Source organism: Salinirubellus salinus (assembly GCF_025231485.1).
Classification (GTDB): Archaea; Halobacteriota; Halobacteria; order Halobacteriales; family Haloarculaceae; genus Salinirubellus; species Salinirubellus salinus.
In genome coordinates this window covers 219,505-232,175 of the sequence record NZ_CP104004.1, presented here as the reverse complement: position 1 = coordinate 232,175, position 12,671 = coordinate 219,505, and the positions used below count along the sequence as shown (strand labels likewise).

The window sequence follows — 12,671 nt, the reverse complement described above, 5'->3', positions numbered from 1 at the left end:
GGCTCTACGAGCGGATTATCGAGAGACTGCGAAGGTCATCAGTGATTCCCGTCTCGGTGTCATCGAGCAGCTCCAGCGCGGTCAAGAGAGCAGCACCAACCGACGTTCCATCCAGATCGTAGTCCCGAGCGACAGCGTATGGAACGGATCGCGAAGAGAACTCACCGGCGAGACAGTGGGCATACGCTGACGGCGCAGTCACGACCACGCCGATGTCGTTTGGGTTGACACCGTCACTCAGGAGTTCCTGTACCTGCCGACCGGTATACCGGACTTCACCCGGAAGTGAGGACAGGACGACGGTTTCGGCAGTCGTCTCATCCAGGGAGAGTGTGTCGGCATCAGGACGGAACGGTGCGCACGCTAACCGTCGGTTCGCCGGTGGGCGAGACTCACGGGCCGCGACCGTATCCGGTTCGAATCCGAGGTCGTCGACGAAGAACTCCCATGCGGGGGCCGTTGCGACGTCGACGCCGTTCGGAGCGGCTGTTCCGGTCAATCGGGGGAAGGTCGCCGCCGTTGGCCAGGTTTCGGTGATCGTTTCGACGACGCGCGATGCGAGAACGGAAAACGTGTCGAAACCTCCGATGATGACCGCGTCTGTGTGTGGAAAGCACTGAGCAGGATTGGAGTTGGCTACCCGTCGGTACCGCTCTGCCCAAAGGGTCATAGATGAACCGTCGGGGAGCCGTTCTCGTCCATCGTAGAACCGCTCGGTGATGGCCTCAAGTTCGGAACTCAGATTGATTAGCCCTTCTTCAATTAGGCGGTTGCGGACAGCTTCAGGTGAGAGCAGCCCGGCGAATTCGACGAGACTCAGGAGGTCCTCAATCTGCTCGATGAGACCAGTCGGAGGCAGTCCGTCCCCTTCCATAAGCGACCACTTGGAAGGTAAGTCCAAGAGAGCCTGTTCGACGAGCCGGAGACGGGTTGGCTGGTCCATCCGTGAGGCAGCACCGCCGATCTCTTCCCTATCGTAACACCGGTCGACGAATTCGTCGAGGGTGAGCGGAGTGAGTTCCAGCGGCCGGCCGACGCCTTCCCACTGCGCTTCGATTTCTCGGAGACGATGAGGTTGATTCGCGATGTAGAGGACGCTTTCAGGATTTCCGTCCGAGTGGTTCGCGGCCCAGTTGAGCGCTGTCCGATCAACTGTAACAGCATCTGGGCCACAGAGAAGCCGAGACATTTCTTCTAAGTAGTGTGTCGACTAAACCACATAATGCTACCTGAAACTCAGGAGTTTGTCTGTATAGTACGAGGAGAGAGCGAACAAGCTGTCATCAGAACTAATCACACCCACCTACCGAAGAACAAGTGCCATGTGCCGAATATCAAAATTTGAGAGATGGTGTGGAACTCCCTCAGAATGGCGAATCTACTACTAGGAACCAGTAAGTTTGACCATCTCGGCGAAGATCGACAATCTTAGCCATCAACAACAGGTCATTCGATAATCACAACGAAGGGTGCTTTCCGGAAGTTCCCGGAAAGGAGAATTTTCTACAAACAAAACCACGCGACATCGCCGTAATCTCGGTGCCGAAGGAGCCATCAATCGGGTTGTTACCGGAAAGACCCCTATCACGTTTTTAGTATTAGCCGGAAAACCAGTCTAACAGATCAAGATGATTCGTGATGCTCGCGTGCTCCGCGCCGGGTTCGTCCCTCGGGAAGTCGAGCATCGCGACGCCGAAGTCAATCACCTCTCCAGCGTTCTCGAACCAATTACGAACGGTGAACCCGCCGACACCGCCATCGTCACCGGTCCCAGCGGGGCTGGCAAGACCTGCATCGCGCAGTTTGTCACTGAACGTCTCCGAGAAGAGGTCCTCGACGTCGAGGCGACCTATGTCAACTGCTGGCGCAACTACACCCGATTCCGCACCCTCTACCAGATTCTTGACGACCTTGGCGCGACAATCGATATCCACCGGCAGTCGACCCCGCACGACGAACTCGTCGACCGCCTCCAGCAGTACGACGGCCCTCGAACCGTCGTTATCCTCGACGAGGTCGATCAACTCGAAGATCCGAGCGTTATTTACGACCTCCACAGCCTCCCGCAGTTCGCCATCATCTGCATCGCAAACAAGGAAGAAGAGCTGTTCAGCCAAGTCGACGAGCGACTCGTGAGTCGCCTGCGCTCCAGCGAACACGTCCGGATGGACAAGTACCACGACAAGCAACTGTATGACATCCTGAGTGCTCGCGCAAGATGGGGTCTCGAAGAGGACATCATCACCGACGACCAGCTCTACCGGATCGCCGATGCGGCCGCCGGCGACGCCCGGCTCGCAATCGGCATCCTACGAACGGCGGCCGGAAAGGCGGATCGCGAGAACCACGAGCGCATCACCGACGATATCCTCCTGAACGCCGCCGAGGACGCCCGTGCCCAGATTAAGCAGAAGAGCCTTGACTCGCTCACGCCGCACCAGTGGATCGTCTACGATATCGTTCGCGAGCACGGCCCACTCGGGCCGAGCGAAATTCACGATCGCTACACGGAGGAAGCCGACGACCCCCGGACGAAACGAACAGTCCGGACATACCTCTCGAAGATGGCTCAGTACAACCTCCTCAAGGCGGAGGGAACGAGTCGGGACCGGGAATACTCGCTCGTGGATTCGGCTGCTGCGTCGCCGATGCAGTGACTGTGACCCCGTCAGCTATCCCGAACCAAACTCACCGAGGCCTGATTGCTCGTGTTCAGCGGTTCAATGACTTGCGGATCGTCGTTGCCGGGATTGTTGACTCGCGTCGAGATTTCGTAGGCGCCCAGGTCGTCCTTCGGATAAGGCTGGCACAGTTCCTTGCGGGTAGCCGGGTCTGCGGTGAGCCAGTCGGATTCGGCGTCCTGCGGGAGGACGACAGGCATCCGGTCGTGGATTGAGTTCATCAAGTCGTTCGGCTCCGTCGTGAGAATCGTGACGCACGAGATTGTCTCGTCGTCGCCTTCCCAGACATCCCAGAGGCCAGCCATCGCGAAGACAGGGTCGTCTTCTCGGTGAATCCGGTAGGGCTGTTTCGACCCGCCGTTCGGCGATTTCCACTCGTAGAACCCTGACGAGAGAACCAGACAGGGGCGGGATTCCCACGCCCCCTTGAACGCGCTCTTCTCGTCGGCAGTCTCGGAGCGAGCGTTAATGATGCCCTCCTCGGGCTCGTCCGCCCAGAACGGGATCAATCCCCAGTGGTAGGCGTCGATCTCGTCGGAAGCTTCGTTCGTGATGATGTAGAGGTCCTCGCCAGGTGCGATGTTGTATCGGGGTCTATAGCCCCCATCCGTGACAACCTCCGCGTTGAAGCGGGCCTCAAGGTCGGCCTGGTCGATGAAGAGCGAGTTCCGGCCACACATACACTCTGGTTCGACCGGGGAATTATTCAACGTATCTGGATGTCCGAAAGCCCTGACTCGTTCGATTAGAGCTCGGTCGGTGGCAGAAGATCACAGAGAACAGCTGCTTGATCAAGAAGTGCGTCGAAGAGTCGTTCCGTCGGCCGATACAGCGCATGGTGTTCATCGACGGTATAGGACGTTTGCTCGTCATCGTTATGTGAGATAAATCCACTTTCGAGAAGTGGGGCGAGGGTAGTATCGAGTGCAGCACCAGACCGCCCAGTTTCGACTTCGAATGCGCGTCGAGAGAACTCAGGAAGGCACCGCGTACAACAGCTTAGGACGTGAGCACGTCGGTCGGCGAATAACTCGTTGAGGGCAGTACGATGGGTTCGAGTCCAATACTCGTCGAGCTTGACGTATCGACGGACGATAGGAGACATATCGTTGAGCGAGCCATCGGCATGAACGATCCCGAGATCGTTGAGCGCGTGTTGGTCTTGAGTGTCCAAAGACTCCCCAAGTGGGTGGAGAACGGTCTGGAGAGCATCGTGAAACCGCGAGGTGAGGAATTCTCCCGCAACAACGTGAGAGTTCCCGATGTTTCGAGTCGGGTGGATTGCTTCGTGATGATTCGGATCGCGGTGATTGACGTAGGTTCGTGGATAGCTCATTGAGCACCTCTTACAACGTGGTGTCAAGCATTAACATTCCGAGCGAGAGAATCGGAGCCTCTACGGCCGTGTTCTATTAACCAACATTCCGATGCAAGGGGTGGAACTGTTGGTTAATATTAGGTGGCTCTCGATTCTGGAACCGTTCTCGGAAACAGTCTCTAAACAGAGGATTCCCGAGACTTTACCCTGATTGGGTACGCCCCGTTCGCGTTCCCTGAAACGCGGAAGCGACACGCCGCGGCTTATCGGGTTTGTGGGCATCCACACGAGTATGCCCGACCAATCGACAGTTCCATCGAACCGTCTCGTGGTGAACCAGCCGACTCGGAGCGCCGACCGCAATCAGTCCCTCGCGGGCCAAGCCGACTCACCAACAGACGATATGCTGCTACCGTCGCTCGAGGACGGTATCACGCTGCTCGACGTGGAGGGCGGCCCTGGGGTTCCGATTCTGCAGTCACTCGTGCTCGACCATCTCCTCCTACACAACGGACCCTCATTCTGGGTCGATGCAAACGGCCACGCGACGACGACCACGCTCTCGCAAATCGCCCCGAGCCAGCGGTTGCTCGATAGGATCCACGTCGCACGGGGCTTCACCGCCTACCAGCACTACGGCGCCGTCCGCGATCTCTCAACAGCAGTGAACAAGACATTCCAGAAGTCCACCGCCGATGTCGGGACACGCGGCCGGCGGTCACCAAGTGATGACGAGGACGCATCCCACCACACACCCGCCCTTATCGTCGCACCGGCCGTCGACGCCCAGTATCGCGCTGACGATAGCCTCGGCGAGACCCACGCGAAAACCTTGCAGGCTCGAACACTCGCCCGGTTGGCAACCTACGCCGACGGATACGACATCCTGTGCTCATTACCCGGACCCGAGACGACGACTTCACGACATCGGTCGCGACAGCCGCCGACCACCACATTGAGTGCAAGCAGACCCGGATGGGGCCGCGGATCGTCAGCGAGGACTTCGAGACGCTCGTCTATCCCGTCGACGACGGTGCGTACTACCAGACGACGTTCGCGTACTGGAGGCAACTGCTCGCGGCACGCGCTTCGCAGGTGGGCGTGGAACCGTCAACGCCGACGCCGTCGACGCCGACTCCGGAGGGCGTCGGGACAGGCGTCACAGCTGACGGTGAGACTTTGGCGATGACCACGGATCCCCTGCTCGATGCGTGGACGGCGACCGGCACAGGAGGCCGGTAGCGATGGGGCGTACGAACCCGACGTACCGAGATGCACTGCGGGTCATCGAGGAGCGCTGGTCGGACTTCCGACGGGCACTGCGGCGACGCGACCAACCGCGGTTTGACCGGCTGTTCGAGTACGCCCGCGAACACGCCGACGCCAGCGGGCTTTTGAACCACCAGAATCCGCTATTACCGGCACTGTTCAGCATCCATCTGGAACAGGAAACCCGTCTCGACGACCACGAAGAACGTCTCAATGAACTCGAAGCCGCGGTCGCAGCAAACGATGACCAGGAGGCTGCTCCACCTGACTCGAACTCGTGACGATGCCGTTCAGTATCGATTTCTTCGACGATGGGCGCGTCCTCGAGTGGGAGGCAACCCCCGACGGAGCTGTCGCGACCGAACGCGAGGACTACACGCCACGCTTCTACGTCGCCCCTCGTAATCCTGACGCCGACATCGATCTCACGACACTCCAGTCGGTGTACGACCCGCATCCGGACGTCGTCGCGACCGAGACGGTTGCACGACGGCCCAGCTTTCGACGGGACGAAGAGACAGTCCTCGCGGTCGACGTTACGCACATCGACCGCATCACCTCGCTCGCCCGGCAAGCGCGCCAGTTGTCGGAGTATCCAGTCGGTGATCTCGCCTGTTTCAACGTCGACTTCTCACAGGAATTTCGGTATTGCCTGGAGGAAGACATCGATCCGACGCCGGCGAGTGAGTTGTCGACACTCCGACTCAGCGTCCCGCTGACCGAATCGAGCAACGACAGCTATGGAGAGCTGTCCGTCGCCGGCGACACCGTCACTGGTTCGCAGTCAGACATTCTGTCGGCCGTAGTGACTGCACTTGAAGTACACAACCCGGACGTCTTGGTCTGCTCGACAAGTGAAATTGTTCCGACGCTCTACGAGATGGCGACGGACGCCGGCGTCGACGACTTCTCGTTGAGTCGGTGGCCGGGCGTTGATTATCAGCAGCTCGCGAGGCGGTCGACGTACTCGAGCTACGGCCGGGTTGGGCACTCTCCGGCGCGGTACAACGTGCCCGGCCGTGCGATTATCGACGAGTCGAACACGTTCTTCTACGGGAGACAAACCTCGACGGCGTCCTCGACCTCGTGTCGCGCTCGAAGAAGCCCGTCCAGGAACTCGCGTGGGCGTCAATCGGGAACGTCCTCACAGCGATCCAGATATGTGAGGCACACGACCGCGGCGTCCTTGTGCCGTGGAACTCCTGGCGCCACGAGTTCTATAAATCGATGGGAACGCTCCACGATGCCGACCGTGGCGGCTTCATCTTCGCGCCCGAGGTCGGTCTCCACGAGAACGTTCACGAACTCGATTTCTCGAGCCTCTATCCGAATATCATCTGTACGCGGAACGTCTCACCGGATGTCATCCGGTGTGACTGTCACGACCGCGACGACGTCCCCGGCCTTGGATACTCGATCTGCGACGAGCGCGGTTATCTCGTCGACGTCCTCCAGCCGATTATCGATGCCCGTGACGAGATTAAAGCAAAAATCCGTCGAGAGGGAAATCGAGACGACCCCAACGAAGACCGACTGGCGGAACTCGAAGGACGGTCGGGAGCGCTGAAGTGGATCCTCGTCGCCTGCTTCGGCTATCAAGGGTTCAGCAACGCGAAGTTCGGCCGTATCGAGTGCCACGAGGCGATCAACGCGTTTGCTCGCGAGATTCTGCTGACGGCGAAACAGCGTCTGGAGGCCGGTGGCTGGCGCGTTGTCCACGGTATCGTCGACTCCATCTGGGTGACGCCAAATCCCGACGTCGCCGATGATGGCCGCGAGGATCTCGAGACGCTCGCGACGGAGATTTCTGATGCAGTCGAGATTCGGCTCGAACACGAGGCACACTACGACTGGGTCGCGTTCGTCCCGCAGCGTGAGAGCGACTCCGGCGCGTTGACGAAGTATTTCGGCAAAGAAGCGGACAGTGAGGAGTTCAAGATCAGAGGCATCGAAGCCCGACAACGCTCGACCTCGCCGTTCATCGAGGATATCCAGCGGGCTTGTCTCGACCGTCTCGATACCACACGGTCACCGGACGCGGTACTCGGGCGTCTCGAACGAGCAATCACCGAGTTGCGGTCGGGGACCGTCGCAGTGGATCGGCTCGTCGAGCGAAATCGAGTCTCTAAGCCGCTAGAGGGGTACACACAGAACACCCTGAACGTGGCAGCGCTGAAACGAGCTCGCGATCAGGACCTTGCAGTCCACCCGGGCCAGGATATCGAGTACGTGGTCGTCGACAACGAGAAATCCTCGCGAGACCGGGTGGCCCTCGCCCACGAAGATATCAACGCCTACGACGCCTCCTACTACGAGGTTCAGCTCGTCAGAGCGGTCGAGAGTATACTGTCTCCGCTCGGTTGGGATCGGACCGACATTCGACGAGAACTCGATGGATCTCGTGTGGTTGGCATCACGAACTGGAGCTGACCACACCCCTATTTCGCGTTGTGAAGGGGATAGGGACGTGGCCAGACACCCCTATTTCGTGTTGTAACACACCCCCTTTTCGAGTTGTAAATATAGGGAATTCGTGGCTGCCAGCTCATCTAAGCTGGTTTCTTGTTTTGAAGTCGTTGGCTCAAAGTGTCGAGTAGAAACAAAGGGGTATGAGAATCAGCGGAAGGGTTGAATCGCTAGCCTGCTCGAAGGACAACCCCCCTATTTCGAGTTGTAAGCGAAGATGACACCCACAAGAACAGCGGACAGGGTGGTGGACACCCCTATTTCGAGTTGTAACGCGACATTCGGCATGGCTATCGAAGGGTATTGTCCGATGACCCCCCTATTTCGAGTTGTAAACACCGGAGGGTGGGGAAAGTCGCAATCGCGCTTCAGTTCAGGAACGAGTTCATCTGCGACTTGGCGACCGATCGCATCATCTCCTCTTCGCGCTCTAACTCTGAGAAGCGGTCATCCTCCAGTATTCGTTCCATGATTGACTCAGGGTCCTCGGCGAGATCAAAGTGCATGTGGATACCTTTGCCCCTCCCACGACCACGTCGGTCAAACTCGAGGATGCCGTAGGTTGCCTGCTCAGTGACGTGGTTGACGAAGGTTTCCCGGCCATAGGAGTCCGTATCGAGGACATCACAGACGTACTGATAGAGACTGTAGGAAGGGCCAGCGGGGATCCAGTCGACACTCACATTTGAATAATAGTCCGTTGCGGCCACGGCGAAAATACAGAGCTTCTTTTGAGTCGACAGCCCGCCGATGTGTCGCAATTTGCGATCGGAGTCGTATCGTTCCTGAGCAGTCCGGACGTGGGTTTCCAATACCCGTTCATCCCCCTGTTTATCGGCTAATTCGCCGGACCACCGAAGCAGGTCGATAGCCTTCCGTGCATCACCATGGGTTTGCGAGCCGAACGCAGCCACGAGCGGAACGACGTCTCTCGCGAGAGCTTCTTGTTTGAATGCGTCTTCGCGGTTTCGGAGGATATGTCGTAGCTGGGTCGCGTCGTAATCCTCGAAGAAAACCTCGTCAGGATTGAACGAGCTATTTGCGCGGCTGTTGAGATCAGACATGAAATCAACGTAGTTGGTAATCGCAGTCACAGAGACGGGACCGTCAAAGCGACCGAGATCGCGAGCTCGCGACAACTGGTAGAGAAGCGAATTGTACTCTGGTTCAGAGTATGGACCATCAAGCATGTCGATTTCGTCGAGAACGAAGATGACGCCATCGTAGTGCTCGCGCATGATTTCCCAGAGGCGCTCGAGTTTCTGGTCTGTCGAGACACCACTTTCGGGAACACCAGGTTCCTCCTCGATATTCATCGTCGCTTCCTGGATCAGACGATAGACAGCGCGACTGGTGGTGCCGGGTCCCTCGCAGTTTATCGAAAACACACCGAACCGCATTCCCTGAGCCTCGCTCAGCTCAACGATTTTCTTACAGACCGCGTGGATAATCAGCGACTTCCCGGTTCCAGACGGTCCGGTCAACAACATATCCGGAATCCCCTGACCCTGGAGTGCGGGCTTTAGATTCGTGATGACGGTCTTCAGCTGGTCATCACGACCAACGATTCGATCTTCGTCGATGATGGTGTCGGGGCGAACCAAATCCTTGTTCTCGAAGACGGTTTCGACAGATTCGGATTGGAGTTCATCCATGATCGAGATGCCGCTCCCCGAATCACCGAACGTAGATTGACTGGTGTCGGACCCGTCAGAATTGCTCCCTCCATCTCTCGGAACTTCGTCTATAGAACCAGACTGTTCCGTCTGATGATCTATATCCGGCGATCCATCACCCATGTCTCCATCCTCTGTAGCCCCAGTATAAATAACTGAAGGCCACCGATTTCGATTTGTAAACGCGAGGATTCAACCGATGGAGTGACTGAGTCGGCTATCTCTTCTTTTCCAGGCTCGAACCGCTGTCGACGGGCCGGCACACCCCTATTTCGAGTTGTAACGTCTTGTCAAAAGAAGAATATAATATTGAGACACACCCCTTTTTCGAGTTGTAACGGATTGGGAGCCTCTAACACAGTTTTGAGAATTATGCGATGGACGATTGTATCAGATGGTGAGAATAGGATGAACGAGTTCCACACGAGCCTCGAGTACAGGACCACAGGGCAAACCACGAACAGCACTCGGTGGAGATCACGAAGCGTCCTCGAGGAATCAACCCACACCCCCACCCCTTTTTCGAGTTGTAACGGATAGCGATGACACGGGGAGAGAAGCTGTCGAACACGACGAGAACACTAAGGACAAACGGGAGAGGTTGTCAGAGCGCGGTTCTTAGATGTTAACCCACGATTCCCTCACCACTCACGGATACGTAAGCAAGCTTACGTATCGTTCGTAGGTATTGTCTAGTGCGGTTGTGGTATGCCACCGCACTACATAAAGATTCCTTTATTGTAGTACGCTCTTGAAAATGGACGATACGGTGTTTGTAACGGCTGGAATCGTGAAATACAGCCTGATCGAGCCGCAACGCGGCAGTGACCCCCTACCCACCCTCGTTCTGTTACAACTCGAAAAAGGGGTGGGGGTGTCCGACCTTGATCGACATCTCTTCCGACACCTTCCCACTCTGGTTCGAGATTTCTGCCCTGCTGAGGTTTATAAGCGATTACGCGGCTAGACCGCTCGCCGATGACCTCCCCCGTTCCAACCGACCCGTTCGACACCGATTCGCCATCCACCACGCCGCTGTACTCTCCCGTCACCGCCACGAACATCTACCACGCCGTGACCGACCTCGGATACCCTCCCGAGTACGTCACCACCGTCGCTCGAGCTCTTGATGAATTTCAACTCGCTATCTCCGCCGCCAACGACGGCCACTTCCTCCTTGACCAGCTCGCACCACAGGCCGACCGCTTCGAGGTCCTCGACGTCGACCGCATCTCCGACCGAACCCGCCTCGAGGACCTCCTGTTCTTCAGCGGGCCCTACGCAAAGACGATCCTCACCGACGCCATCGGCATCGCGATGCCCGAGTTCGAGGGCCCCGCCACGGGACACCCCTACCCAATGTCGCCCTCATCGTTTGGCGTCGACGACGACCACTTGCAGCGAGCCCAAGAGAACGTCACCGATGACGACCCCGACGGAGCCGGGGATAGGAACGAGAACGAGAACAGACGCCCAAGATATGGGTTCGCCGACATGGACATCGACGAAGCCCTCGATATCGACTTCACGATCTCCTCGCTCGACGAAGACCGACTCCTTCCCGGGATACACTCGCAACTAATGCGCGCCGAGGTTCAGCAGATTGTAGAACTCGCGTTCGCCTACTACCGGACGGAACCGGGACTGATGAACGAACTCGACCCCGTCGTCGGCTGTACCTTCGCCGTCCGGTCAGCACCCCATGACGACATCGTGATGGCAGAACCCGGCCCACGAACTGTGCCACTCCCTGGCGGCACACGCGTCGCCTGACATAGCGAGAACCAGTTCACGGCCTAGTCGAGAATCCTGATCTGGATTATGTGGTGTCTTCCTACGCGAATCTCGAGGCGAGACTATACACGAGTCCGGCACCGCCGGCGACTATCGCGATGATCCCCGGGAGGAAAAAGCGCATACTCGGTGCACACGTCCCGGTGGTGGATTCGGTCCCACGGCGTCGAGGAGACAGACCGTGAACTGATACGAATACCAGACGAGTACCGCGCCCACGAGTAGGACTACGACGCTCAGTGCCAGGACGCCCAGCTTCCTCTCGGACATCGCGGTCATCGTCTCGGTCATCGCAGCACCCACCGGAGGCCTCGCAGGAAGGCTCGACCGGCCGCTCGAAGGACGCGCAGCCCGTTGAACCCACCCACTCCGTAGCCACTCCCCGTCGGGTGACCGTGAATCCCGTCATGGCAGTACTGGCAGACCGTCACCAAGTTCCCGAGATGATGCCAGCCACCGTCACGAAGCGACTGCCGGTGATGAGCGTGCAACACGACCCCACCATCACCGGCGTGGGGACCACTCCGTCGCCCGCACTGCTGGCAGGTATAATTATCGCGCTCATAGACCGCCTTCCGCCGAGCATCCCAGTCCGGCGGGTACTTCCCGTCGTGAGCTCGCGGGTCATCAAACCGACCGTTGATTCCGGAACGCCGTCCGAACATGACTAGTCGGATTCGCTGTCGACGCCGGATGGGTCACCGAGTTGCTTCCCCAGCTCCTCCGGTGACAGCGACTCGTTCTCGAGATCCGCAGCGTCGTCGACGTCGCCGCCCGAGGATTCTGCCGAGTCCTCAGACTCGACTTCAAGCAGACGCTTCTCGAACGCCTCTTCGTCGAGACTCGTCCCGCTCATCGCGTCGTGACCGCTCACATTGAGGAGGTCCTGGAGGGCGAACGCCGCGACGTGCGCGAACGACGACCCATCGTGGCCGTACTGTTCGCGAGCAAGTGCTGCTACTTTCGGCGACGTCTCCCGCGCAGAGTGAACGCGCTCGAGCGTCCGCGCCGCTGTTTCGTACACCCACGCGTTCCGCGTCTCCAGGTCGATCACGCCGACGTCTTCGGGAACAACCGAGACGTTCACCGACCCGTCGTCAGTCTTGTAGGTCCGTGGCTTTCCGACGATCGTGATGAACTCCGGCGCCTGAACCTTTTTGAGTTGCTTGAGCGCGTCTGTCTGGTACTCGCCAGCGTACACCCAGAACGTCCCGGTCGGGTCGACGACGCGAGCGCGGAGGTACTCTGCGCTCTCTCCGACGTCTTCGATATCCGTGACCGTCCCCGCGATACAGATGCGGTTGGCCCGCTCGCCCGTCGGGAGCGCAACGTAGACCGGGGCGCGCTCATCTTGTGAGGTTTTGAACGTGTAGGTCGCCGTGTTCAGCTCTGCGGCGAAGACGCGCTTGGCGACTTCGCGAGTCGGTACGTCCGTCTGCTGGGGGGTGGTGTCTGCTGCTGCCATTG

Annotated in this window: 7 protein-coding genes and 3 pseudogenes; 5 read left to right on the top strand and 5 right to left on the bottom strand. The window is 58.5% G+C overall.

What is annotated here, in order from left to right; genetic code table 11:
• Positions 1 to 4: 4 nt before the first annotated feature.
• Positions 5 to 1,189: a PD-(D/E)XK nuclease family protein gene (locus N0B31_RS22495; RefSeq protein ID WP_260644126.1), complete on the bottom strand. Its 1,185-nt coding sequence runs from the start codon at positions 1,187 to 1,189 to the stop codon at positions 5 to 7.
• Positions 1,190 to 1,628: 439 nt separating this feature from the next.
• Here N0B31_RS22495 and N0B31_RS22490 point away from each other — a divergent pair, with 439 nt between their 5' ends.
• The gene (locus N0B31_RS22490; RefSeq protein WP_260644125.1) at positions 1,629 to 2,657 is read left to right on the top strand and encodes a Cdc6/Cdc18 family protein; all 1,029 of its coding nucleotides are present in this window, start codon (positions 1,629 to 1,631) and stop codon (positions 2,655 to 2,657) included.
• Positions 2,658 to 2,672: 15 nt separating this feature from the next.
• Here the strand turns inward: N0B31_RS22490 and N0B31_RS22485 are convergent.
• Positions 2,673 to 3,361 (bottom strand): annotated as a pseudogene (locus N0B31_RS22485) (SOS response-associated peptidase).
• Between the two features lie 1,041 nt (positions 3,362 to 4,402).
• Between N0B31_RS22485 and N0B31_RS22480 the strand changes: the two are divergent.
• The 3 genes and pseudogenes from N0B31_RS22480 (at position 4,403) to N0B31_RS22470 (ending at position 7,698) form a co-directional block, all read left to right on the top strand.
• A pseudogene (locus N0B31_RS22480) lies at positions 4,403 to 5,241 on the top strand (hypothetical protein).
• Between the two features lie 2 nt (positions 5,242 to 5,243).
• Positions 5,244 to 5,549, top strand: a complete 306-nt coding sequence (locus tag N0B31_RS22475) for a DUF8156 family protein (RefSeq protein WP_260644221.1) — start codon at positions 5,244 to 5,246, stop codon at positions 5,547 to 5,549.
• Between the two features lie 2 nt (positions 5,550 to 5,551).
• Positions 5,552 to 7,698, top strand: a pseudogene (locus N0B31_RS22470) (type B DNA-directed DNA polymerase).
• A 404-nt stretch (positions 7,699 to 8,102) separates the two neighbouring features.
• Here N0B31_RS22470 and N0B31_RS22465 read toward each other — a convergent pair.
• Positions 8,103 to 9,389, bottom strand: a complete 1,287-nt coding sequence (locus N0B31_RS22465; protein WP_380628635.1) for a Cdc6/Cdc18 family protein — start codon at positions 9,387 to 9,389, stop codon at positions 8,103 to 8,105.
• Positions 9,390 to 10,388: 999 nt separating this feature from the next.
• On the opposite strand from N0B31_RS22465, the gene N0B31_RS22460 reads away from it, so the two are divergent.
• A complete protein-coding gene (locus tag N0B31_RS22460) occupies positions 10,389 to 11,183 on the top strand; it encodes a hypothetical protein (protein ID WP_260644123.1) in 795 nt (264 codons plus the stop codon).
• Between the two features lie 308 nt (positions 11,184 to 11,491).
• Here N0B31_RS22460 and N0B31_RS22455 read toward each other — a convergent pair whose 3' ends face one another.
• Together N0B31_RS22455 and N0B31_RS22450 are read right to left on the bottom strand one after the other, a co-directional pair.
• Entirely contained in the window at positions 11,492 to 11,869 is a 378-nt protein-coding gene (locus N0B31_RS22455) for an HNH endonuclease (RefSeq protein ID WP_260644122.1), read from the bottom strand.
• Positions 11,870 to 11,871: 2 nt separating this feature from the next.
• Positions 11,872 to 12,669, bottom strand: coding sequence for a DNA-binding protein (locus tag N0B31_RS22450; protein WP_260644121.1), 798 nt, complete (start codon positions 12,667 to 12,669; stop codon positions 11,872 to 11,874).
• Positions 12,670 to 12,671: the final 2 nt, after the last annotated feature.

What these genes read in the sequence shown, in the direction of transcription:
- N0B31_RS22495 (WP_260644126.1), bottom strand. Translation starts at nt 1,189, where the DNA reads ATGTCTCGGCTTCTCTGTGGCCCAGATGCTGTTACAGTTGATCGGACA.
- N0B31_RS22490 (WP_260644125.1), top strand. Translation starts at nt 1,629, where the DNA reads ATGATTCGTGATGCTCGCGTGCTCCGCGCCGGGTTCGTCCCTCGGGAA.
- N0B31_RS22475 (WP_260644221.1), top strand. Translation starts at nt 5,244, where the DNA reads ATGGGGCGTACGAACCCGACGTACCGAGATGCACTGCGGGTCATCGAG.
- N0B31_RS22450 (WP_260644121.1), bottom strand. Translation starts at nt 12,669, where the DNA reads ATGGCAGCAGCAGACACCACCCCCCAGCAGACGGACGTACCGACTCGC.
- N0B31_RS22455 (WP_260644122.1), bottom strand. Translation starts at nt 11,869, where the DNA reads ATGTTCGGACGGCGTTCCGGAATCAACGGTCGGTTTGATGACCCGCGA.
- N0B31_RS22465 (WP_380628635.1), bottom strand. Translation starts at nt 9,389, where the DNA reads ATGGATGAACTCCAATCCGAATCTGTCGAAACCGTCTTCGAGAACAAG.
- N0B31_RS22460 (WP_260644123.1), top strand. Translation starts at nt 10,389, where the DNA reads ATGACCTCCCCCGTTCCAACCGACCCGTTCGACACCGATTCGCCATCC.